Genomic DNA, 26,151 nt, shown 5'->3' on the forward strand with positions numbered 1-26,151 from the left:
TCCTTAAATAAGTTCGTTGGCACTAAAATAGTGATTGCGTTTCATTGAAACCGAAACGAATATTCATGCACTGCACAGCTTGCGCGGCAGCCCCTTTTAATAGGTTATCTTCTGTTCCGACTAAGATCAGGTGCTCACCTTTTAACACAAAGCCGATATCACAAAACGGTGTGCCTACCACTGATTTCAGGGCAGGAACACCTTTTTCATACAAACGGACTAATGGCTTATTTTGATAAGCATCTTTGAATACTTGACGAATTTGTTCGTCTGTCACTCCGCGATTCACTTTGCAGGTAATGGTGGCCAAAATACCGCGTGAAAAATTCCCCAAGTGCGGAGTAAAAATAACTTCACGACCTAAATGGATTGCAATTTCGGGTTGATGGCGATGCGTGAAGATGCCATAGGGTTGTAAACTCACTTCACAAAAACTGTTGGTCATTGACGCCTTACGACCTGCCCCAGAAACACCACTCGTCGCATTAATCACTGGCCACATATGGTCATCGAGTAACTTGGCGTCGATCAGTGGTTTTAGTGCTAATTGAGAAACCGTTGGATAACACCCCGGCACGGCAATTAACTGTGCTTGACGAATTTTATCGGCTTGCCACTCAGCTAAACCGTAAACTGCTTGATTTAACCACTGACTGTTTGTATGTTCGAAACCATAATATTTCGGATAGAAAGTGGCATCTTGAACACGATAAGCCCCAGACAGATCAAATACGACACACCCTGCTTCTAGGAACTGAGGCGCAATGTCATGGCTAACTTCGTGAGCGGTTGCAAGAAAGACAACATCAATACCTTGTGCCGCGGCTGCAACATCGGTTAATGGCAACACGGGCATATCGATAATGCCTTTATACTGGGGATGCAACTCAGAGAAGCACTTACCTGCATCAGCACTTTGCGCTGAAACCATCAATCCCTGAAGGTTTATTTCAGGATGACGCTGCAGATAGGCTGCCAATTCCGCTCCAGTATAACCACTGGCCCCGATAATGAGTGTGTTCAACATAGATTTCTACCTTGTGCTCGTGACCCAAACAGTTTAATGTGTATTTTTATTCAAATAAAGTGCATGAATATTGATACTATTATGGATAAAGGCTGTCAACAGTGAATATTAAATTACCTGCATTTATTGAGATTTATCGCCAATTAATTGCCACTCCTTCTATCAGTGCTACTGATGCGCAACTCGATCAGAGTAATAAAGCCTTAGTAGAATTACTGGGTGGATGGCTGGAAACCCTCGGATTTACGGTCAATATTCAACCTGTACCGGATACCCGTGATAAATACAACCTACTTGCCTCAATAGGGGAAGGAAATGGCGGCCTAATGCTGTGTGGGCATACCGATACAGTTCCTTTTGATGAAGGGCGTTGGAGTAAAAACCCTTTTGCGCTATCAGAGCATGACGGCAAGTTATACGGTCTCGGCACTGCCGACATGAAAGGTTTTTTCGCTTTCATTGTCGATGCCTTACGTGACATTGATACCCGTAAATTAACTCGCCCATTGCATATACTTGCAACCGCAGATGAAGAAACCTCAATGGCAGGCGCGCGTTACTTTGCAGCCAGTACACAACTTCGTCCTAATTTTGCCATTATTGGGGAGCCGACCTCATTACAACCGATACGTGCGCACAAAGGGCATATTTCGAATGCCATCCGTATTACGGGGCAATCAGGTCATTCAAGCGACCCAGAAAGAGGCGTGAATGCTATCGAATTAATGCATGAGTCTATTTCACATCTGATGACGCTACGTAATACATTGAAAGAGCGTTATAACAATCCTGCTTTTGTGATCCCTTACCCGACGATGAATTTTGGTCATATTCATGGGGGTGATGCGGCTAACCGTATTTGTGGATGCTGTGAATTACATATGGATATTCGTCCATTGCCGGGGCTGACCTTGCAAGATTTGGATGAGCTATTAAATGAGACGTTGGAGCCTGTAAAAGCAAGATGGCCAGGACGCTTAACAATTGAGTCTCTCCATCCCCCTATTCCTGGGTATGAGTGCCCAACGGATCATAAAATGGTGGCTGTGATTGAACAGTTACTGGGTCAGAAAGCTGAGACGGTCAACTATTGCACTGAAGCGCCGTTTATTCAGGCGCTATGTCCGACACTTGTGCTCGGCCCTGGCTCGATTGAGCAAGCACATCAACCTGATGAGTTTATCGATATGAAATTTATTGAACCGACTCGCCAACTGCTCAGCCAACTGATCGAACATTTCTGCCTGACTGAATAAAAATGTGTTGCGCGCAATAACTTCGGGTTATTGCGCCATTTGTTAACATGAATTTTTTTCCAGTTACGACTGAAAAACCCTCACAACACTATTTCATTTAAGTGTTGACTCTGCATGAATATCCGGTAATCTTTGTTTAGACGTCTAAACGTATAGACACTTAAATGGATATAATAAACTATCGATACCATAATGGTTTCGCTATATACAAAGTCATGAGGTCAGGGTATGAGTTTCTTTCACGCAAATCAGCGCGAAGCGCTAAATCAAAATTTAGCTGAATTAGATGGACAAATTAATGTCTCTTTTGAATTTTTTCCGCCGCGCACTGAAGAGATGGAACAGACCCTTTGGAAATCTATTGATAGGTTGAAAAACCTCAAACCAAAATTTGTCTCTGTTACTTATGGCGCAAACTCAGGTGAGCGTGATAGAACCCATAGCATTATTAAAGATATCAAAGAAAAAACAGGGTTAATCGCTGCGCCTCATTTAACCTGTATCGATGCAACACGCGATGAACTCAGAGAAATTGCACGTGATTATTGGAACAGCGGTATCCGCCAAATTGTTGCATTACGCGGTGATCTCCCCGATAACAGCCGTAAGCCAGATATGTATGCAGCCGATCTCGTTGAGCTGCTCAAAGCAGAGGCAGATTTTGATATCTCCGTAGCGGCTTATCCCGAAGTGCACCCTGAGGCCAAAAGTGCACAGGCTGACTTAATTAGTTTGAAAAAGAAAATTGATGCAGGAGCCAACCGTGCGATTACGCAATTTTTCTTTGATGTAGAAAGTTATTTGCGTTTTCGTGACCGCTGCGTCGCAACAGGTATTGATGTTGAAATTGTCCCTGGCATTTTACCTGTTTCAAATTTCCGCCAACTTGAGCGGTTTGCCAAACTAACCAATGTACGAATTCCATCATGGATGAGTAGAATGTACGAAGGCCTTGATAATGACCCTGAAAGCCGTAATTTGGTGGGTGCTTCAATCGCCATGGATATGGTGAAAATTTTAAGCCGTGAAGGGGTGAAAGATTTTCACTTCTACACCTTAAACCGTTCTGAACTCACATATGCGATTTGCCACACGCTTGGTGTAAGGCCATAGCCTCTATCTCCAAATAGTATGAAGGCCGCACTTTGCGACCTTCATACATCTTGTTTTATTACCAACTCCCTGACGCACCGCCACCGCCACTGGATCCACCACCACCTCCGCTGGAACTATCACTTGATGAACTCGATGAACTCGATGAACTCGAAAAGTCTGATGAGCTAAAAGAAGAAGAAGAGGGTAAATAATAGTAACGGCAAATATCATGCCATTCCCGTCGTTGTTGTCGGTAAGTAGGCGAAATGGTATGGATCACAAGAAACAGTATTGGAGTAGCAAACATGCTCCCTACCACAAAAAATAGCGCCACAAACAGGAATAAAATAGGGCTAAAATCTCCTTCTAGCCATATCGCCAATAACATGAGTGCTAAATAATAGAGTATCGTCATCAACAAGGTACTAAATAACGAAGGAAAGTAGTATTTATATTGATAATACTTTTTCAGCTTGGCTAACTGTTTCTGTTTCTTTGCCCGTTTGGATTTACTCGCATGCTCTATGCTATAAATTTCTTTTTCAAGATATAGCCGACGCTTTTTAGTACCATAAAATAACATCGTAAAATAAGCTGCGATAAATGATATAAAATAGAAAAGCTTATAATGTTCTACACTCTTTGGTAGCACAATTCCATTATGCACTTCCCCCATTTGATAGTCTGGTGCCTCATTCATCACATTAATTGCACGAGATACGCCATTTTGGATCCCAGCGTAATACTGGTTGTCTTTAAAATCAGGTATCATACTTTGACGAATGATACGCCCAGCAATCGCATCGGTCATGACCCCTTCATAACCATACCCAACTTCAAAGCGCACATTGCGCTCGTCTATCGATACAACCAGCAATACACCATTATTTTTGCCTTTTTGGCCTAACCCCCAACGATTAAACGCGCGTAATGAAAATTGCTCTATTGTTTCATTACCTGTAGTTGGAACAATATAAACAACAAATTGTGTGCCATCACCACGCTGCTTTTCAAAATTTAATAACTGGCTATTTAAAGTGTGGTATTGCGACTCACTTAATAGGCCTGCACGGTCGAGCACCCTATCACTACCCAATGCAGGGAGTTGAATTCGCTGCGTAGCCCAGCTTCCACTGCTAAATACACAGAACAATAATAGCCAGATCACATGCCGATATTTCAATTAAAATCCACCGTAGGTACTGTTTTTATCGCCTGTTCGTTATCTGCTTTAAAATTCGCTTTTGCAGAATACCCAAAATAACTTGCAATCAAGTTGCTAGGAAACTTTCTGATTTGTGTATTGTATTGACGAACGGCTTCAATATAACGACCCCTTGCAACGGTAATGCGATTTTCAGCGCCTTCCAGTTGCGTCATTAAATCTTGATATAATGGGCTGGCTTTAAGATCAGGATAACTTTCCGATATGGCTAATAAACGGGATAATGATTGCCCTAATTGTGCTTGTGCTTTTTGATACTCCGCTAAAATAGCCGGATCTGATAATGCACTTGCATCCACTTTAATTTGCCCCACTTCCGTCCTTAATTTCACAACTTCCATGAGAACTTTATTTTCATAACCAGAGTAACCTTTTACCGTATTGACTAAATTCGGAATAAGATCAGCACGACGTTGATATTGGTTAATCACTTCGGATGCGGCAGCGTCAACAACCTCATCATTTTGCTGAATACTATTGTAGTTGGTAACGACAATGACCGAAATAATAATGATAAGAGCTAAAATGGAGATAATCAGTTTACGCATTGTGATGACACTCTATCCTTCGTATATCCATTGTTGAGCACAACAGAAATAAATTGAATCTGACCTACATTCATCATTCCATTAATTCATCGATAGAAAGTGAATAGTTTGATATATGAGCGAGCTAGCTCTATTTAGTACAGAACTAATCCCTATTTTAGCAACTTAACATAAATATTGATAAAATTCTTGCCGTCTATTTAAATAAGATAAGCGATATCACGCGGTAAAACGAAATACAGAAAAATGTGTCGGACGCTGTCAATTATTCGTCAATAGATAAATAAAAAAGAAGGCCCCATTTCAACTTGGCAGCCTTCTTACTGTTGTCGTACGTGATGTGATATTGCACATTTTATCGGCCAAACCAGCGCATTGATCTGGCCAAAATATTATCTTCTAGCCGGTATTACGCATCCCCGCTGCAACACCTGCAATCGTCACCATCAACGCTTGCTCAACGCGAGGATCCGGATGCTCTTGCTGGCGAGAACGGTGTAGTAGCTCGGCCTGTAAAACGTTTAACGGGTCCGTATAAACATTACGTAAAGCAATTGACTCCGCAATCCAAGGTAAGTCAGCCATTAAGGCTTCATCTTTGGACACCGCCAGCACACTCTTAATATCTTCAGAGAGCTGCTCACGTAATTTCACACCCAGAGGCCAAAGGCGCTCCTCCACTAAACGGTGATCATAATATTCAGCCAGCCACAAGTCAGCCTTCGCATAAACCATTTCCAGCATGGCGATACGGGTATTAAAGAACGGCCATTGTTGCCACATTTCATCTAATATGGCTTGTTTGCCTTCTTTCTCAATCACATATTTTAACGCTGCTCCCGCCCCTAACCAAGCAGGCAACATGAGGCGATTTTGTGTCCATGCAAAAATCCATGGGATCGCACGTAATGTCTCAACGCCCCCCGTTGGACGGCGTTTTGCCGGACGAGACCCCAACGGCAACTTGCCTAATTCTAGCTCTGGTGTTGCAGCGCGGAAGTAAGGTACAAAATCAGGCTGCTCACGAACATAATCACGGTACATCGCACAAGAAACGTCAGAGAGGGTATCCATCACTGATTTCCACTCTTGTTTTGGCTCCGGTGGCGGCAGTAAATTAGCTTCTAAAATCGCGCTTGCATACAGCGCAAGGCTGCTAATCGCCACTTGTGGTAGACCAAACTTAAAGCGGATCATTTCACCTTGTTCAGTCACACGTAATCCCCCTTTCAGGCTGCCCGGCGGTTGTGACAAGAGTGCTGAATGAGCGGGCGCACCACCACGGCCAATAGTGCCTCCACGTCCATGGAACAAGGTTAAAGTGACCCCTTCTTTGTCGCACAACTTAATCAGCGCATCTTGTGCACGATATTGCGCCCATGATGCCGCCATCACCCCAGCATCTTTTGCCGAATCAGAGTAGCCAATCATGACCATTTGGCGGTCATCAATCAGCTCACGATACCACTCAATGCTCAAGAGTTTTTGCATAACACTTTCAGCATTATTCAAATCTTCAAGTGTTTCAAACAGAGGTGCGACAGGCAGGCGAACGGATGCCCCCGCCTCTTTGAGGAGCAATTTAACGGCCAGAACATCGGAAGGAACTTTCGCCATCGAAATGACGTAAGCTGCGATGGAGTCATTTTTCGATTCTGCGATCACGCGGCAAGTTTCAAATACTTCTGCCGTCTCAGGGCTTGGTTGCCAATGACGAGGGATCAACGGCCGACGAGATTGTAATTCAGACAGTAAAAAGGCTTGTTTTTCCTCTTCACTCCAAGCTGCATAATCTCCTAACCCAAGATATTGCGTTAATTCAGCAAGCGCTTCTGTATGGCGAGTACTTTCTTGGCGAACGTCAATGCGAACGAGTTGCAAGCCAAAACTCCGTATACGACGTAACGTATCGAGTAACTGCCCATTAGCAATAATGCTCATACCACAGGCCATTAACGATTGATAACAGGCATATAGTGGATCCCACAATTGGGCATTGTCGGTCAGTAAATCGGCTGGTGGTAGTGCTTGTTCGCCTTTTACCTTGCGTTCTAAATACTCTAATGTGGAAAAGAGTTGGCTACGCAAATTTTTTGCAATTTGCCGGTAAGGTTCATCTACCTCATCTCCCCCAGCGAACGCCCGTAACTCAGGTGTCGCTTCGGTCATGGACAGTTCAGAAACCAACACCTGGATATCTTTTAAAAAGAGATCTGCGGCTTTCCAGCGGCTAAGTAGTAATACATGGCGAGTCACTTCCGCAGTCACATTCGGGTTACCGTCGCGGTCTCCTCCCATCCAAGAAGTAAAACGAATTGGGTTTGCTTCGACAGGCAGTTCAGCACCAATTGAGTCTTCTAATTGCTCATTAAATTCACGTAGGAAAGCCGGAACCGCTTCCCAAAGTGAGTTTTCAACTACGGCGAAACCCCATTTGGCTTCATCAATTGGCGTTGGACGTATTTTACGGATTTCGTCAGTGTGCCACGACTGAGCGACCAACTGACGTAAACGACGCATGATATTGTTGCGTTCGTAATCAGCCAGATCATCATGATCGAGTTGTGATAAGCAGGTATTCACTTCAACCAATTTATGGATCAAGGTGCGGCGTGCGATTTCAGTAGGATGGGCCGTTAGCACCAATTCGATCGACAGTTGGTTAACCGCTTGACGAAGATCACTATCGGTAAAGTTTTTCTCTTTTAAACGACTAAACAGCTTTTTAAGTGCCACAGGGTTACTCGCTGCTTCACCATGTGGCGAAATGCTATGATATTGTTCGGCAACGTTTGTCAGGTTCAAAAATTGGTTAAATGCTCTTGCAACCGGTAATAGTTCATCATTAGATAGGTTTTGCAGTGTCATCAACAGCTTTTGGCGTTGTACTTCATTGCCTGCACGCGATGATTTTGACAACTTACGAATTGATTCGACTTTATCGAGGATATCCTCACCTAATGCTTCCTTGATTGTGTCGCCAAGTAGCTTACCCAGCATACTGACATTACTGCGCATTGCGGAATATTGCTGATTCATGAGACTCCTGACCTTGTGCTTTTGGCAGAATGCTACCCCGACCTAAGTTTGCTGACGGTTAACAAACTGCGACCTAATTTCCTGTAATTAAATTTCAACCAACTGCGATAGAATTATTGTTTTGTGATGCAGTCGCCAAATTTTACCCTTGCCTCTATATAGATATCAGAAAAAAAGCGCTTTGGGGGATTTTTCTGAAATTTAATTACACCCTCATTCTTATTAGTTTTTCTTATTTAAGTCTTGTTTTAGCGCAATATATTGTCGATTCAGCACTTTTAAGACATGAATCTTGCTTAAGATTTAAATCATCAGAACAAAAAGGCAAAAAATAAAGAGGAAAAAATTAAGCGGTAGATAGGCACCGTCGCCGATGCCTATCTTTAAACGAAATTAAAGTAGTTGTGAAAGGCGATTAAGGTCGGATTGGATCGCCCCCGCGGTAACATCACGACCAGCGCCGGGCCCCCGTATGACTAATGGATTATCACGATACCAACGACTTTCAATAGCAAACACATTATCACCCGGCAGCAGCGATGACAGTGGATGATCAGGCTTAACTGCCTCTACACCAACCCGAGCACGCCCTTTTACCGCATCAAACCGTGCAACATAACGCAACACCATTCCCATTTCTTGAGCCGCTTCTAAACGTTGCTGCATCTGCTCATTGATAACTGCACTATTTTCAAAGAACTCATCCAAAGAGCCAGACTCTGCTTGGGCAGGTACTAATGATTCAACACGCACATCACTCGGCTCAATTTCATAACCTGCTTCACGCGCTAAGATGATCAATTTACGCATCACATCTTGCCCTGAAAGGTCAATGCGGGGATCTGGCTCCGTCAAACCTTGCTGCCATGCTTGTTCCACTAATTCACTAAACGGCACTGAGCCATCGAATTGTAAAAACAGCCACGATAACGTCCCTGAGAAAATACCACTTATCGCTAAGATGGCATCACCACTCTCTTTCAGGTCACGTACCGTATAGTTAATAGGTAACCCAGCCCCAACTGTCGCGTTATATAACCAATGGCGGCCAGTTTTCGTAAAAGCATCACGTATTTGACGATATTGTTGGGTTTGTGCGGCTCCCGCAATTTTGTTCGCACTGATGACATGGAACCCATAGCTGGCAAAATCCACATAGCTTTCAGCAAGAGATTCGCTCGCGGTCACATCAAGCACGACTAGATCATCATATGGATGGGCGCGCATCCATAAAAATAGATTATCATCTTCATGCTCGACAGCTTCATCATCAAAGAAAGCGAGTGCACGGCTTGGATCAATGCCTTGATAATTCAGTAAACTACGGCGGCTATCGACTACCCCTGCTAGGACAAAATCAAAATCACTGCGTGCCGAGATATTTGGTTGCTCGGCAGCAAAAAGTTCCAACCAACGCGCACCAATGTTACCCTTCCCAAACAAGACTAAGCCAATGCGTTTTTCAGCACGGAAGAGGCTTTGGTGCATACCTTGAATTAAAGGGTCGGTCTGGTTTGAACGCAATACTGCGACGAGGCTGATCCCCTCTTCTGAGTGCCAAACAAACTCGACAGGTTGATCTTTTAACTCCTCATAGAAACGATGGCTATGCAGTGGGTTCTTGCACACCCCAGCCCCCACCAATGCAACTAATGAAAAACCTTCACGAAGTGATAAGGTGCCCGGTAACCCAGCTTCTTCTAAAACATTCAGTGCACTTTCAACCACTTCAGAGGTATAGCAGAACTGTAATAAATTCCTATCTGAGTGGATGCCATGCGCCAGTGGCCGTAACTGAGTACGTTTTAATAATAAGTCGATATCTTTATATATCTGATTAAAATCGCGCCCCTGTGCCAGCCTTAACTCAATTAGGCAAACATCATCATGGCTAGTGACTATTTTAGCACCTGTTCCTGAAGCCAAAACACGCTCAATCTTTGTCGAACCCTGCTCAGGCTGATAGCTACATCTTAACTGTAGATCGATATTACTGACGGAAACGGGTTGCAACGTGCGAGTGTGCAGCACCGGCGCAGCAAGACGAGCCAACTCACTTGCCTCATCCAGCCGCAACAATGGCAGTAAACATGCGTCTTTGATTTTACGAGGATCCGCACTGTAAACCCCCGCCACATCACTCCAAATGGTGACTTTCTCGACCCCTGCTAATGCACCGACTTGTGTTGCAGAGTAATCGCTCCCATTACGCCCTAGTAGAACAGTCTCTCCCGCATGGTTACGAGAAATAAACCCTGTAACAACAAGGCGATGCTGAGGATATTGCACTAAAATCTGTTGTAATAAATGGCGTGATTGCGATTCATCGACCTGAGGCTGAGCCGCTCTTTCTGCACGTAAAAACGTACGCGCATCAAGCCAAGCACTTTGCATACCCGCCTCTTCTAATACTGCCGACATGAGACGAGCAGACCAGATTTCACCATGACCGACCACTTCAGCGTAAGAAGCATCATTAATAGGTTTATCTAACAAAGCGCTTAAGCGTTCGAGATCTTCAACAAACTGGCGATTTAATTGTTCTGCTTTTTCTTCAGGCAATAGCCCATGGATCAATTCTTGCTGATAGCGACGTAAATATTGTTGAACTTGATGAGCCGAAATGCGATCACTTTGACTCAATTTCAACCAATTAATAAGCTGATTTGTTGTACTTCCAGCGGCGGACACGACCATTAAGTCACCAGATTGGCTATAATTCGCCATAATGTTGGCAACTCGCTGATAACATTTTACATCGGCTAAACTACTACCCCCAAACTTATGTAACTGGCGATGGCATGGCCCCGCCTCGACTGCTGTCAGTACACTCATCAAATACTCCACTAACGTTGTGCTGCTATCCTAAATGCATTGTCTAAATCTGCAATGAGATCTTGGCTATCTTCGATGCCCACAGAAATGCGCAATAAACTATCTGTGATCCCTGCTGCCGCCCGAGCCTCCGCCGACATACCTGCATGTGTCATGGTGGCAGTATGCGAAATAAGCGTTTCAACACCACCTAATGACTCAGCAAGTGTAAATAATGACAGTGTGCTCAAAAACCGACGTAACTGTTGTTCATCGCCATTAAATTCAAAACTCAACATCGCCCCAAAACCTTTTTGCTGTTTCACAGCAAGATCATGGCCGATATGATCTGCTAACCCAGGATAATATAACTTTTTCACCAACGGTTGGGCTTTAAGATAATTGACGATTTCTTGGGTGTTCGCCTGCTGCTGCTTAATTCTGGGTGACAGCGTTCTCATTCCTCTTAACAACAGATAACTATCAAATGCCCCACCAGTGACGCCAATATTATTCGCCCACCATGCTAATTCTATGGCCCATTTTTCCTCTTTGGCAATCACTGCCCCCGCAATAATATCTGAATGACCATTAAGATATTTTGTACAAGAATGCACCACAAAATCGGCACCTAACGCGATAGGTTGTTGTAAGACAGGGCTTAAAAACGTGTTATCTACAACAACAAACGCCCCTGCATCATGCGCTAATCGTGCAATCTGCTCAATATCATAAATACTTAATAGTGGGTTACTTGGTGTTTCAATTAAGACTAACTTCGGCTTTTTCGCTAACGCCGCAAGAAGCTCTGATCGGTTATTTTGATTAATAAACTGAACCTGATAGGCTCCCCGTTGGTGCTGGCTATTAAATAAACGATAGCTCCCCCCATAACAATCATGTGGGGCTACCAAGAGATCACCCGGTTGCAGAAAAACAGTGCATAAAAGATGTAATGCCGACATGCCGCTGTTGGTCATTACCGCACCGCTGCCGCCTTCAAGTTGTGCAAGTGTCCTTTGCACAATATCGCGCCCAGGATTACCTCTACGCGAATAGTCATGAACTCGAGGCTCATTAAAGCCGGTAAAATTATAAGTACTCGATAGGTAAATAGGGGGCACGACGCAGCCAAACTGCGAGTCTTCATTTAATCCATTGTGAATAGCGATAGTCGACGGTTTGAGGGCCATAAACGCTTCTCCTGATTGACGGTGAGTCAAATAATACCCACTGGATGTTTGGACGTCAATATATCTAGACGTCTAAACCTCTTTACGTTTATATCAAGTAATGGAATAATCATCCCTAATGATTATGCGTAAATTGATTGTAATTTGCGCAATGTAAATTAACGCATTAATTTAAAACAGAAATTATGATAATTTATGTGATGCGTATACTAACTTATATGTCGGTTTGAGATCTGAGATTATTCATATTTGTTCTTTGAAAGATGACGGGCATATTATTTTTTTATTATTGATGAAACTAACCAAGGTAACTCATGGCTGAATGGAACGGTGAATATATCAGTCCGTATGCTGAGCATGGCAAAAAAAGTGAGCAAGTTAAAAAAATTACAGTCTCTATCCCATTAAAAGTGCTGAAAATTTTAACTGATGAGCGCACTCGTAGACAAATCAATAACTTGCGTCATGCAACGAACAGTGAATTACTGTGTGAAGCTTTCTTGCATGCCTTCACTGGACAGCCGCTGCCAAATGATGAAGATTTGCGTAAAGAGCGCAGTGATGAAATTCCTGAGGCTGCAAAAGAGATTATGCGTGAATTAGGTATTGACCCAGAAACTTGGGAATACTAAACGCTATCCCCTTATCTTATTCGTCTTAATTGGCGAAGGGTGATCAATCACTAAGATAAGGGGAATTATTCCTATTTATTTCTATTTCAGACTTTCCTTCAAGCTTTATTTTTTGTGCTTATTTACACTTTACGTGCTTCTTCCATAGAAAATAAAATACGTAAGGATTAAAGTCATGAGCTCCTATTTTCAAGCTACTGCGACGTTATTCGGTGCCGCTTTGTTGGTCACTACTGGCTGCTCTTCTTATCCACGACAAGTGGTAGACTCTCGCTCAGATGTGGCATATGAAGCACAATCTACATCCAGTGCAAAAACATTGGGTACACAATGGGGTGAAGATATCCGCTCTTCCGTCCAAGGCGTGACAGCCACTCGCATGACGAATCAACCCTATGATACTGTCACTATTTATTATCAAGGTGAACGCGTACCAAATCATGCTTACACCCAACCTTATATCAAGGTATTTCCTCTCTCTGTCGCAGTAATCAATGAGTATGGGCAACCAATGCCAATTTACCGCAATTCCCAAGGGCAATATAAACTGCCAGCCACTGAGGGTATGCGCTATACATTGCGGATCCTAAATAGCGATAGAAATAAAACTTATGAGGTAGTGACAACGGTCGACGGCCTTGATGTCCTCAATGGGCAAGCAGGTTCTTACCAAAATAATGGTTATTTAATTCGACCAGGCAAAAAACTGACCATTGAAGGTTTTCGCAAGAATAACAACCAAGTTGCCGCATTTCGTTTTGCAGCGCCTGAATCATCCTACGTGAATCAAAACGTACAAGGCGATGAACGAAATATTGGCGTTATCGGTATCGCTTTTTTTGAAGTGCGCGAAACCTTACCATTATGTGACGCTAATCCGTTCCCAGCGGATACACAATATGCACCGGCACCTTGCCGCAAATATTAATAGCTATATAGGACAATTAGCGTATTAACCAATACGCTAATATTGGTGTAATATAGATTACTCATAATCTCCAAATTAAAATTAATTGTTCCTCATTAAAAACAAAAAAAATGACTTTGTTAGATTAAAATTCAAAGTCACAAGCGATAAGTATCATTATTACTGATTTAATATTTTTCTTATTTACATTTCTATTATATAAAAAATACGCTTTTCTTTAGAAAAAAATATTTATATTGAGCACTATTCTTTCATAGACATCCTAAAACACAATATTCAACACCCTGATTCAGCTTATTATTTTGATTTAAACCCAAACTCAACATTAAACGTTTTGTTTATTTTTCATTCTATTATAATGAACTAATAATTGTCGAGGTAATATTAGAACATTTACTTAATAAGTAATTTGATAACTCATTATCTCATTCTACTTCCTACTATTATTACGTAATAAATTATGAGAAAAAATAAAATCAGCACATTTGTCGCTATTGGTATTTCATTACTAGCAGCACAAAGTTATGCGGCAGAAAAACCACTTGAAATAGAAAAGAAAATAAATTTGGATAACCGAAAAGGATTTTATTCTGAGGCATTGCATATTTCTGCAGATGGCAAAATCATTGTTATGAATCTTGCTAGCGATACGCAAAGAGACAATCTTTTCCGTTGGACTGAAAAAAGTGGTCTGGTGAGCTTAGGAACACTGAAATCAGATAATAGTGGCAGCATATCAACCAATGGCATATCAAAAAATGGTTCAGTTATCATCGGTTATTCAGAGACTGACGATGGGCAAGGTAATGCATTTCGATGGACTGAAAAAACGGGGATACAAAGCTTAACCCCAAATGCACACTCCTATGCACAAGCTGTTTCTGATGACGGAAGCGTTATTACGGGCCAGATATTTACAAATGATGGCAGTCACTTAGGAAATGCCTTTATCTGGACTGAAGATAAGGGCATACGTAGCTTAGGGACACTAAAAAGCGATAATTCAGGCCTTTCCGATCCTAATGGCATCTCTGCGGATGGTTCTACTATTGTCGGTGATTCAAGCACTGACAGTAATGCCATGAATGCTTTTAGATGGACAGAAAAGACAGGAATGCAGGGGTTAGGCACCTTAAAATCTGATGGTTCCGGTAACTCTGCAGCCAATGCGACTTCTGCAAATGGACTCGTTGTCGTTGGCTTCTCAGACACCGATAACAACCAAAATAATGCTTTCAGATGGACAGAAACCACAGGCATGATTGGCCTCGGTACACTTAGAGCGGATAAAAGTGGTCAGTCTAGTGCTGATTTTGTCTCAAAAGACGGCTCTGTTGTGGTTGGGAGTTCAGATAGTGAGTTTGCCCATGAACAACAAACTTTCCGTTGGACAGAAAAAACAGGCATGGTTAGCCTTGGTTCATTAAAAGCCGATAATTCTGGATTCTCCGAGGCTCTTGATATGAATGGGAGTGGTTCTGTGATTGTTGGCGAAGCCTATAATGATCACAATGAACTTAGTGCGTATCGCTGGTCTGAAAGTACAGGGATGGTTGGTTTAGGCACCCTAGCATCTGATAATAGAGGCTCCTCAACGGCATATGCCGTTTCCGAAGATGGCTTGATTATTGTTGGTGCCGCTCAAACAGATGAAGATGATATCCATGCAACCCTTTGGAAGATCAAGGGTTCAGAAACTGAACCGAATATCGTGACCGTTGACGCCACTCATTCAAGCTATGCAATGTCACGCACGGCAAACCGAGGGTTTAAAGTTCTCGATTTTTATCAAAGTAGTTTAAATCATTTAAGTAATAGCCGTTGCCAATTAGGCGACAGTAGCTACTGTGTTGGTCTTTTCTCTCAATATGATAGCCTAAGTGATAATCATCGCGTTGCAACTGGTCTGTATAGCGCATTACGTTTACCTGCTGAAAATTGGACTGTCGGTGCAGCAGTGAATTTTGCTCATAATACGACCTTAGCGGATAATTATGACACCCGAAACAATAGCCGCCCGGCTATTGGTTTATTCACTCGCTATCAACAAAACCTGAATAACAACGGTCTATATGCAGACTTATCCGCTTCATATCTAAATCAAGATGTCCGTATCACTCGTGATACATTGAAAAATACAGAAGCAGGGGAAGGAAATGCAACCATCAAAGGCTATCAAGCACGCCTAAGTATTGGTTATGGTCTTCCATTAACCTCTCAGACGCGGTTAATGCCTGAAGTTGCTTTATCCTATAAAAAAATTAGCCGTAGCAGCTATACCGAGACCAAAAATGCTGAATTTGCAGCAGAATATGGCCGTATGGGTAACAAACGTACCGATCTGCAATTAGGAATGAATATCAAACATAATCTCAATGAGGTATTCCAAGTAGATGGTAAGATTGGTACAGATATTAAACTCAATAGTGATCGTGATGCGTTTACGGGTTACATCCCTTATGTCGGTGCGTATACCTACGATAAAGGTGATGAGCGTACTGTTAACCCTTACGCAGTTGCAGGGCTCAATATTAACGTTACCCAAAACTCAACAATACGCACCAGTGTCGGTTGGCAACAAACTGACTACAAACATGACAGTGTAAATGTAGGTTTAGGCTATTCTTATCACTGGTAAGAACCCAATGGCTGGAAGGCGTTAAATGATTTTCAGCCATATTACCCCCATTAAAAAAGGGAAACTGAGTTTCCCTTTTTTTTGCATTTCACAGGCTTGATTACTTCTTCGCGCCTGGGATGCTGAAACGTTTGTTAAAGCGATCAACACGACCACCGGTAGCAACGTCACGCTGTTTACCAGTATAGAACGGGTGGCAGTTACCACAAACGTCCAGGTTCAATGAGTGACCTGCAGTTGAATTGATTTTCATAACATTACCGCAAGAACAAGTTGCAGTAACTTCTTCGTATTTAGGATGAATACCTTTTTTCATGGGAAAACCTCTATTAAGGCCGTGTCGCCATTCCAGCCCTAACGCCGGACACCACACGTCGTGTTGATTAAAAATGTTTTATTGGCAAAATTAGATACCAAAGGCGGCGGATCATACAGAAAATCTCTGTATCACGCAATGAAAACCACGTAGTTTTTATGGTACCCTAACAAAATAATGAAACTATTCTCGCACAAAAACCAGACGGAATTCCAGTTATGATCGTCGTTCAGGTGGCTTTACCTGTTCCTTTAAACCGCGCATTTGATTACCGCTTAGCGGATAACATGCCAATTCCACCGATTGGTAGCCGTGTTTTGGTGCCTTTTGGTAAACGGCAAGCACTCGGTGTTGTTGTGGATCATAGCCATAGCAGCGAACTTCCTGAAGATCAGCTAAAAACCGTTGACCTTGTGCTCGATCATGAAACCTTATTCCCTGATGACCTCTGGCAGCTATTGCTGTGGTCTGCACAATATTACCATTACCCTATTGGCGAAGTGTTGTTCCACGCACTCCCCATTTTGTTACGTCAGGGGAAACCGGCTGAATTTTCACCTATTTGGCAATGGCAAGCTACACCGCTCGGGCAAGAGTGTGACCTAAATACTTTAAAAGGTGCACCTAAGCAACAACAGGCACTCGCCCTACTACGCCGCCGCCCTGTGTATCGTCATCAAGTCAGTGAACTTGAATTGAGTGAAAATACGTTACGGACTCTAAAAAAGAAAGATTATATCGAGCTTTACCCCGTCCAACCCGTCACCGAAAAATGGCAGTCACAATTTGCCGTATGTGGCGAGCGTTTACGCCTTAATAGCGAGCAAGCCACCGCAGTTGGGGCCATTCGTGCAGAGGATGATCACTTTTCACCTTGGTTACTTGCAGGGATCACAGGTTCGGGTAAAACAGAAGTGTATCTCAGCGTATTAGAAAATATTCTCGCTCAGGGTAAACAAGCGTTAGTACTCGTTCCCGAAATTGGATTAACGCCACAGACCATTAGCCGATTCCGCGAGCGCTTTAATGCCCCCGTAGACGTTCTTCATTCAGGTTTGAATGATAGTGAGCGCCTTGCTGTGTGGTTACGTGCGAAACAAGGTACCAACGCAATTGTGATTGGCACACGCTCCGCACTTTTTACCCCGTTTTCCCGTTTAGGGATCATCATTATTGATGAGGAGCACGATAGCTCTTATAAACAGCAAGATGGATGGCGCTATCATGCACGTGACCTTGCTGTATTTCGGGCCAAAAAAGAAAATATTCCCATTATTATGGGCACGGCAACGCCCTCTTTAGAAACCTTATATAATGTTCAGCAGAAGAAATATCGTCAGTTAAACTTAACATTACGGGCGGGTAATGCACGTCCTGCGACACAGCATCTTATCGACCTAAAAGGGCAGCCACTAAAGTTTGGTTTATCCCATTTATTGATTAAACATATCCAAGATCACCTCACACAAAATAATCAGGTGATCCTTTTCCTAAACCGCCGAGGATATTCACCTGCGTTGCTCTGCCATGAGTGTGGCTGGATAGCTGAGTGTCAACGGTGTGATCACTATTATACCTTGCACCAACAATTCCATCAGTTACGCTGCCACCATTGTGATAGCCAAAAACCTATCCCCCGACAATGCCCTCAATGTGGCTCAACCCACCTTGTTCCTGTGGGGATGGGAACCGAGCAACTCGAAGAAGGGATCAATACGTTATTCCCCAATGTCCCTGTTACGCGTATTGACCGAGATACTACTAGCCGCAAGGGTGAATTAGAGCAGCATTTGAATGAGGTACACGCGGGTGGCGCGCGTATTCTCATTGGCACACAAATGCTAGCAAAAGGGCATCACTTCCCTGACGTCACCTTAGTTGCCTTACTGGATGTCGATGGGGCACTGTTTTCCAGTGATTTTAGAGCTGCCGAGCGCTTTGCTCAGCTCTATATACAAGTATCAGGTCGTGCTGGCCGAGCAGGTAAACAAGGGGAAGTATTTTTACAGACTCACCACCCTGAGCACCCACTATTACAGACCTTATTAGAAAATGGTTATGATGCGTTTACCCGTGAAGCGATGGACGAACGCCGCATCGCCATGTTGCCACCCTTTTCCAGCCATATTTTAATCCGTTCAGAAGATCACAATAATCAGGATTCAAGGCAGTTCTTACAGAAAGTCCGTCACTATATTTCTGAGCATCCACACAGTGATTCACGCTTATGGATTTTAGGCCCCACCCCTGCCATTCAAGCTAAGCGTGGCGGGCGTTTCCGCTGGCAACTGCTTTTACAGCATCCATCACGAGGTTATTTGCAGCAATTTGCCGCTCAAATTTTACCAGAGTTGCAGAGCCAGCCAGAAAGCCGCAAGGTGAAGTGGAATATTGACGTGGATCCAACGGACTGCTAGGGGATGGTGAAAGGTATTCAGCGCTTCGCCTCTCCTACTGCCATGATAAAATATCATTTCTTGATATTATTTAAGAGCTTGACCTCTAAAAATGACCAATATCCCATCATGCACCAACGCTATCACGACTAAAATAACGTCAGCAAAAACCCGTTTTAACCGAACTGTGCACCTCCCCCAATAATTAGTGATAGATATCAATCAATTAAAAAATAAGGGGAGAGATAGGCAATATCCGCCCAAACACTCTCCTCAAGCAATAGCAACAACCTAACGCTTTGTTTATAAATATTTAATACTTAATGACAGAATAATAACTCAATTTATTTCGCTTTATTAGAGATAAAAATCGCAGTCGTTAAAAAATTCCGTTCCTTTTATCTCGTTTTTAGATGATATTTTTTTACACTTATAAAACAATAGGTTAAAGCAATTAAACGTTAGGAATTTTCTGGAACGTTTTTTCGCTCAATGTACATAGATTTTTGCTAATATTTTCGATAGTTAAGCGTTTTTCATCAAAATAACGAACAAAAGCGAAAATACTTCATTCTGTTTTCACGCCTAAAATGCCATTTCGAAAGTAGTAAATATCGTCATGACAATTATTTTACGCTAAGTCACTTATCCTAGGCCGTTCGGACTATTCCGATATATTTACATCCCTACCCTCGATATATATCATTCCCCCTAACCAAAATCACCGTGCGCATTGGCTGATATTAATGATATTGAGCAAGGAATATATTGCTCTTGTTGCAATAAACCATCGTTACTCATCACCTGACTTATTATGATAACTCAGGATAATAAAAGGACGCATTATGCCAACTCCATGTTATATCTCTATCGAAGGTAAAACGCAGGGCAACATCACTGCGGGAGCATTTACCCCTGAATCCGTCGGTAACATCTATGTACAAGGTCATGAAGACCAAATGCTGGTGCAAGAGTTTTCCCACATTGTGACCGTACCGACTGACCCCCAATCCGGTCAACCTTCAGGCCAACGTGCTCACAAGCCATTCCGTTTTACGGTGGCATTAAACAAAGCGGTCCCTCTGCTGTACAACGCACTGGCGTCTGGTGAAATGCTGCCAAAAGTGGAACTGAAATGGTACCGCACGTCTGTTGAAGGGAAGCAAGAGCACTTCTTCACCACCACGCTGACCGATGCGACTATCGTCAACATCGATTGCCAAATGCCACACTGCCAAGATCCGGCCAAAGCGGATTACACGCAGCTCATCGAAGTGTCGCTTTCTTACCGTAAGGTCGACTGGGAGCACACCGTGGCAGGCACTTCCGGTGCTGACGACTGGCGTGCACCGCTGGAAGCGTAATCGCCTCATTCGACGAGCTCACCCGGGCTCGTCCTTGTCTGTTTTAACGTGATGCACTCTCCCCGTTAACCCGGAGCCTGACCATGTTCTCAAAAGATCCGAAAAAATCATCCCCTGATCTGGCGTCGATGCTGAAGGACGAAGCCATTAACCAAGCCAAGGAAGCGGCGATGTCAAAGGCATCTGCGCGAACACAACAAGCCGTCAATTTGGCCCAACAAGCGGCCAGTGCGGCGTCCTCGTTGCAGGCCCCCGCCGCGATGTTGACCCCCGGCGGCGGGCTGACGGGGGGCTTAACCCTGCCGATCCGGATACCGCGCAAGCGGCCTTACGCAGCGCGTTAGGGTTAACCGCCGAGCCGAGCGGTTTAGTGTTTACCTGTGAAATCGGCTTATTTCCTGCGGGCACCTTTCAAGTCACCGATTTTACCCTCACCGAAGGGCTCTCTTCCTTATATCACCTTAGCCTGAATGTGGTGAGTTTGTTGCCTTATATTGAATTCCAAACGCATTTAGGCCAAGCCGCCTCACTGACGGTCAAACGGGATGGGCAGATTGTGCGCACCGTCAATGGCATTCTTGCGGGCGGTGTCCAAGGCAATACCGATGGCGTGAAAACGTGGTACCATTTTGATATCCGCCCTGAAATGTGGATCATGACCCTCAATCAGGACAGCCGTATCTTCCAAGACCAAAACGCCCCCGCGATTTTAAAGACGTTATTGGATGAAGCGCACGTCAAATCAGACTGTCTTTTTTACCGTGAAGCGCTGCATCCGGAACGGACCTACACCACGCAAAAACGGGAATCCGCCTATGACTTTTGGTGTCGCTTAGCCTTTGAGGAAGGGATCAACTTCTGGTTTGAAGAAGATCAGATATTCTACAGTGATGAGCACATGGGCATGACCGCGGGGATCTCGTTGACTTACAACCCGCAAGCGAACACCGATATCACCGACAGTACCGCCACCACATGGCAGTACGGAGAGTATCTGTGCCCCGATCAACTGATCCAAAAAGACAACAACTACGTGCGCCCCTCTTACCCGCTGATGCACCAAGATCAGCAAGCAGGCGGTGGGCAGCACAGTGTGTTTGAAAGTTACGGGCGTTTTCAATTGGATGCCGAAGGGGAGCCCCTGACCAAAGCCCGTTTTGAGCAATTACGCAGCGGCAGCCGCGTGGGCAATGCCACCACGAACTGCTTTGCCTTGCGCCCAGGCAAAATTTTCACCCTGCAAAATCACCCACACGCCCCGATGAATGACAGTTGGCAAGTCATCACGGTCACCCATCACGGCGTGCAACCCTTAGCCGACAATGGCGGGGGCGAAGGAACGCAATTAAGTAACACGGTCTCCTTTATACCGGGTCGTGAGGAGTGGCGTCCGCCACACCGTTATAAACCGACGGCCGATGGGGATGAATTGGCGACCGTGGTGGGGCCGCCGGGGGAAGAGATTTACGTCAATGAGTACGGCGCCGTCAAAGTGCATTTCCATTGGGATCGCTACGGCAAGCCCGATCACAGCGCTTCCTGTTGGGTGCGTGTCGCCATGGGATGGAGCGGCAATGGTTACGGCTTTTCGGCCGTGCCCCGTATCGGCACCGTTGTGCAAGTCAGTTACCTGAACGGGGATATTGACCGCCCCATTATCACGGGGTGCACTTACGATGGCCGCAATGCTCCCCCTATTCGTTTTCCTGAGAACAAAACACGCACCACGTTCCGCACTCAAACCCATAAGGGCGAGGGCTTTAACGAGTTACGTTTTGAGGATGAGGACGGTAAGCAGGAAGTGTTTATTCATGCGCAAAAAGACATGAATACGGTAGTACGGGATAATCGTTCGACGACCGTGGGGGCCAACCACAAAGAAGTCATCCTACAAAACCAAACGGTTTCAGTGCATGGCTCTCAATCGACCTCAGTACAGTCTGACCAAAAGAATGTCGTCTTTGGGAATCAACAGTCTATTGTCGATGGTGAAGTGGTCATCGCTTCCGCAAAAGGGATCCGTCTTATCAGCGGTACGTCCGTTCTTCAATTGAGTCCCTCGGGGAGGGTCACCATCGCGTGTGAAAATTTTGATTTTTATGCCAGTGGTTCAGGGCAAATTGCCACGGGTGAGATCCTCGATCTCAATATGGACAATGCCGCGCCAGGGATCACTAAAATAGATCCGAATACCGACACCATTGCCAGCACAAAATCCCAATTTTTTCCTGAAAAATAAGGTTGAGTATGCATTACTTATTTCAAGAGGGTCGCCTCACACTACCCAGTGATAAATATCAAGATAATACCGTGAATATGCTGCGTTTTCCTGCCCTAGAAGGCAGCATCTCCATCACCCGTGAGGCACTGTCGCCAGACATCGAGCTCAGTGATTATCTCGCCGGACAGCTAAGCGCCATTAAACGTGAAATAAAAAATGCCGTCGTTAAAGCGCCAACCGCTTTTCGCACAGAGCAAGGTCTCACGGGGAGTGAAATTTACTGTGAGACCAAACAAAAAGGCATCAGTATTTATCAATGGATAGCGGCATTTCACGTGGAAGACAACGTCTTAGTCGTCACTTATAGCCAAATTAAACCGTTTTCAAATGCAGAGCTCGCACACTGGCGCGCCCTGCGGGACAGCTTTACACCGCACTCAAATTAACCGAAAGCAGACTTGAATTCACAATGACCATACTGACGATTGAATAAGGACATACTCATGGGAAATGAATTTTTCGCGGCGAAGCAAGGCGATAAATTGATGCACTCGTCAATATGGGCAGATATTGTCTGTGGTGTGGTTAAAGGGGCGGTCTATGCGGCGGTAGGGGCTGCTGCAGTTGTATTGACAGGCGTAACTGCCGGTGCAGCAACGGCTGTTTTTATTGGCGCGGGATTGGCGACCGGTTTTGCTCTCGGCAGTGTTATTGATGCTGCTGCGGATTGGGTCGCGGATGGGATTGATAGCCTCTTTGGACTCAGTTCGCCTGATGGCGAAATAAAAACCGGCTCACCCAATGTGCGTATCAAGGGAAAACTGGCAGCAAGAGCGGCAGGAAAACTCCCTACCCCCTTGTTATTAGCGTCTATTGCAGAAGACAATGCGCCCCCTAAAGAAAAAAAAGGGCTCGATATTGCCTTGAGTATTTTGGAAAAATCCACAATGCTTATTCCGGGCATGCTTCCCTTTGCGTTAGCCAAAAAAGCACTTAGCCCCCCGAATAATGCGGCGCCTATTGACCCCCTGTCTGACGAATACCCAGAATATCCATCGCCTAAGCAAGGCTTTTTTGACAGCATACTGTCCCCCGTTAAGGCGAATAAGCACCCTCATGCTGAACCGATGCCCCTCGATATTATCAAATGTGATAAATGGCATTGTGCAAGTGAGCCCTACTTTTTAGCGGAAGGATCAAAAAGGGTTCAAATCAATAGCCAGCCGGCGTGCCGTAATGGGGATAGAAGCACCTGTGAAGCCAAAATCGATGACAATCAAGAAAAAGGGATTGTGCGCATTGGTGGGAACAGTGTGGTGGTACGCGACATCATGAGTGGCCGCAACCCGTTTGCAGAGATGTTCGGTGAAATTCTTGGCGGCCTCTTTGTGGGGGGACTGCGAACCTTAATGCGAAAAGGTGGAATGGCTGTCATTAAGCAGTGTTTAAATAAAGTCGGTTGTACGCTGGTAAGTGAAATTGTCGGCACCGCGGTTGGTTCGATGGTGACGGCAACGGTGGTACAAGCTTTCAATAGTTTACACCATCCCGTTCATGCCGCTACGGGGTCGAAAGTCCTCAATGGTGAAAATGATACGGACTTTATTATTGAGGGGGCTTATCCGTTAGTCTGGTCACGTATCTACCAAAGTCGGAACCAACGCGAGAGCCGATTGGGCCGTGGTTGGGCAATGCCGTTTGATGTGTCCTTGGAAATCGAGTCAACTGGCAAGGGGCTTGAAAATGAAAATATCTACTACCATGACGCATCGGGGCGCCGTTTAGCCCTGGGGAAAATAGCCCTCGGCCAAACAGTGTTTTATCAGGATGAAGGGTTTAAAGTTTATCGCACCGTGAATAATATTTTCCTTGTCGAATCCACTGACGGTGACTATCAACTGTTTGAAGCCAACCCCCATAAAATCAATACCCTGCGCTTAATGAAAAGCGCTGACCGCCATAACAATGCCTTAAATTACCGTTATGCCAATGACGGTGAACTGGTGCAAATTCATGATGATGCGTATTTAACGGATATCCGCTTGCACTATGATGCACTTTCACAGCGATTAACGTCGGTAACGCGTCATCAAGGGCAAGCTGAAAAAACACTGGTGACCTATGATTACGATGAACAGCAGCGGTTAATTCAGGTCACTGACGCGGATAACCGTATCACGCGCCGTTTTGGCTGGGATGAAGAGTCCGGCTTAATGGCGATGCACCAATATGCCACGGGGTTGAGTAGCCATTATCGCTGGCAACGCTTTGACACCTTTACCCTTGAAGACAATGAACCGGAGTGGCGGGTCGTTGAACACTGGTTAAAAGAAGAAGGCCAAACGTGTTTAGAGCACACAGAACTCATCTACGATTTAGCCGAGCGCACCGTCAAAACCGTTCAGCATGGTTTAGGAAGCACCTTCCGTCGCTGGAATGAACAACAGCAAATCATTGAATACACCAATGAGCTCAATGAAACTTGGTACTTTGAGTGGGACACCAATCGCCACTTAACCAAAGCCATTGCGCCAGATACCAGTGAGTGGGTTTATACCTATGATGAACGCGGAAATTTAACGCAATCGACGGATCCCGAAAACCAATCCACTTGCTACGATTGGGACAAGGATTTTGCCTTTCCGACCGTGCAAACCTTGCCCAATGGTGCGGCGTGGCATTGGGAATATACCGATAAAGGCGATGTCCGCCGTGTGATTGACCCCTTGGGGCACATCACGGCCTTTGTTTGGGACGAGCAAGGCAATTGCATCGGGCAAGTGGATGCCAAAGGCAATGAAACCCACTATCGCTATAACCCACGCGGTCAGCTTATTCGCCAAACCGACTGTTCCGGTTACCCCACTACCCTCACCTATGATGAGTGGGGGCAATTGCGCAGTATCACTAATGCGCTCAATGAAACCACCTATTACACGTTCAGTGAAACAGGCTTATTGCTGTCAGAAAAGTTGCCCGATAACACGGAAAACCGCTACGACTATGATGATGCGGGGCAACTGGTCGGATTAACCGATGTGGGTGACCAGCACACGCTACTGCGGCGTAATCGTCGGGGGCAAGTCATTGCACGTCGTGACCCCGCGGGGCATTGGCTGCATTTTCACTATGACGCGTTAGGGCGCATGAATGCATTAGAAAATGAGCACGGCGAACAGTACCGCTTTGGCTACGATGCCCTTCATCGCTTGACCCAGGAGCAAGACCTTATTGGTCAACAAAAACAGTATCAGTATGACGAGGTGGGAAACCTGACGCAGATACTGACTACCCCCGCCAAGCCGCTGAACGGAAGTGCCGCCCTCGCGCCAGTCCTGATGCAACTGCATTACGATAAGATTGGTCGTTTACGGTCTCGTGAGAACGGGGAATACCGCACGGAATATGGGTATAGTCAGAACCAAGTGACCGTGCGTCAAGTGCCAATCGCGCGCTGGT

General features: G+C 44.8%; 16 protein-coding genes and 1 pseudogene. 10 read left to right on the plus strand and 7 right to left on the minus strand.

The window, feature by feature from the left end; all coding sequences use genetic code 11:
- Window positions 1-22 precede the first annotated feature (22 nt).
- The gene (gene argC, locus PR709_RS18730; protein WP_004924573.1) at window positions 23-1,027 is read right to left on the minus strand and encodes an N-acetyl-gamma-glutamyl-phosphate reductase; all 1,005 of its coding nucleotides are present in this window, start codon (window positions 1,025-1,027) and stop codon (window positions 23-25) included.
- 101 nt (window positions 1,028-1,128) lie between these two features.
- Here argC and argE point away from each other — a divergent pair, with 101 nt between their 5' ends.
- The gene (gene argE, locus PR709_RS18735) at window positions 1,129-2,283 is read left to right on the plus strand and encodes an acetylornithine deacetylase (protein WP_040132560.1); all 1,155 of its coding nucleotides are present in this window, start codon (window positions 1,129-1,131) and stop codon (window positions 2,281-2,283) included.
- A 228-nt stretch (window positions 2,284-2,511) separates the two neighbouring features.
- A complete protein-coding gene (gene metF / locus PR709_RS18740) occupies window positions 2,512-3,396 on the plus strand; it encodes a methylenetetrahydrofolate reductase (RefSeq protein ID WP_004924579.1) in 885 nt (294 codons plus the stop codon).
- A gap of 58 nt (window positions 3,397-3,454) precedes the next feature.
- Here the strand turns inward: metF and PR709_RS18745 are convergent, their stop codons facing one another.
- The 5 genes from PR709_RS18745 to metB form a co-directional block, all read right to left on the minus strand.
- A complete protein-coding gene (locus tag PR709_RS18745; RefSeq protein WP_040132561.1) occupies window positions 3,455-4,561 on the minus strand; it encodes a TPM domain-containing protein in 1,107 nt (368 codons plus the stop codon).
- Entirely contained in the window at window positions 4,558-5,151 is a 594-nt protein-coding gene (locus PR709_RS18750; RefSeq protein WP_004924584.1) for a LemA family protein, read from the minus strand. Before PR709_RS18750 ends, PR709_RS18745 begins: the two co-directional genes overlap by 4 nt.
- 399 nt (window positions 5,152-5,550) lie before the next feature.
- Window positions 5,551-8,190 (minus strand): phosphoenolpyruvate carboxylase, encoded by a 2,640-nt coding sequence (gene ppc, locus PR709_RS18755; RefSeq protein ID WP_040132562.1) that lies wholly within the window; start codon window positions 8,188-8,190, stop codon window positions 5,551-5,553.
- A gap of 393 nt (window positions 8,191-8,583) precedes the next feature.
- On the minus strand, window positions 8,584-11,025 hold the full coding sequence (locus tag PR709_RS18760) for a bifunctional aspartate kinase/homoserine dehydrogenase II (RefSeq protein ID WP_036942567.1): 2,442 nt from the start codon (window positions 11,023-11,025) through the stop codon (window positions 8,584-8,586).
- Between the two features lie 11 nt (window positions 11,026-11,036).
- Entirely contained in the window at window positions 11,037-12,197 is a 1,161-nt protein-coding gene (gene metB / locus PR709_RS18765; protein ID WP_040132563.1) for a cystathionine gamma-synthase, read from the minus strand.
- A gap of 314 nt (window positions 12,198-12,511) precedes the next feature.
- Here metB and metJ point away from each other — a divergent pair, with 314 nt between their 5' ends.
- The 3 genes from metJ (at window position 12,512) to PR709_RS18780 (ending at window position 16,395) form a co-directional block, all read left to right on the plus strand.
- Entirely contained in the window at window positions 12,512-12,829 is a 318-nt protein-coding gene (metJ, locus tag PR709_RS18770; protein ID WP_004924597.1) for a met regulon transcriptional regulator MetJ, read from the plus strand.
- A gap of 175 nt (window positions 12,830-13,004) precedes the next feature.
- Entirely contained in the window at window positions 13,005-13,757 is a 753-nt protein-coding gene (locus PR709_RS18775) for a hypothetical protein (protein ID WP_004924598.1), read from the plus strand.
- Window positions 13,758-14,217: 460 nt separating this feature from the next.
- Window positions 14,218-16,395, plus strand: a complete 2,178-nt coding sequence (locus PR709_RS18780; RefSeq protein WP_272571099.1) for an autotransporter domain-containing protein — start codon at window positions 14,218-14,220, stop codon at window positions 16,393-16,395.
- A gap of 100 nt (window positions 16,396-16,495) precedes the next feature.
- Here the strand turns inward: PR709_RS18780 and rpmE are convergent, their stop codons facing one another.
- Complete coding sequence (gene rpmE / locus PR709_RS18785) at window positions 16,496-16,711, minus strand: 50S ribosomal protein L31 (RefSeq protein ID WP_004924604.1); 216 nt, start codon at window positions 16,709-16,711, stop codon at window positions 16,496-16,498.
- A 218-nt stretch (window positions 16,712-16,929) separates the two neighbouring features.
- Here rpmE and priA point away from each other — a divergent pair, with 218 nt between their 5' ends.
- The 5 genes and pseudogenes from priA to PR709_RS18810 form a co-directional block, all read left to right on the plus strand.
- Window positions 16,930-19,128, plus strand: coding sequence for a primosomal protein N' (gene priA / locus PR709_RS18790; protein ID WP_272571100.1), 2,199 nt, complete (start codon window positions 16,930-16,932; stop codon window positions 19,126-19,128).
- Window positions 19,129-19,952: 824 nt separating this feature from the next.
- Window positions 19,953-20,471 carry an Hcp family type VI secretion system effector gene (locus PR709_RS18795; protein ID WP_004924610.1) on the plus strand — a complete coding sequence of 173 codons (519 nt, stop codon included), beginning with the start codon at window positions 19,953-19,955 and terminating at the stop codon, window positions 20,469-20,471.
- Between the two features lie 83 nt (window positions 20,472-20,554).
- Window positions 20,555-22,710, plus strand: a pseudogene (locus PR709_RS18800) (type VI secretion system Vgr family protein).
- A gap of 8 nt (window positions 22,711-22,718) precedes the next feature.
- A complete protein-coding gene (locus PR709_RS18805; protein WP_014657251.1) occupies window positions 22,719-23,138 on the plus strand; it encodes a DcrB-related protein in 420 nt (139 codons plus the stop codon).
- A gap of 57 nt (window positions 23,139-23,195) precedes the next feature.
- A partial coding sequence (locus PR709_RS18810; protein ID WP_272571102.1) for a DUF6531 domain-containing protein occupies window positions 23,196-26,151 on the plus strand: 2,956 nt, incomplete at its 3' end.

The organism is Providencia sp. PROV267 (genome assembly GCF_028477825.1).
GTDB classification, from domain to species: domain Bacteria; phylum Pseudomonadota; class Gammaproteobacteria; order Enterobacterales; family Enterobacteriaceae; genus Providencia; species Providencia stuartii.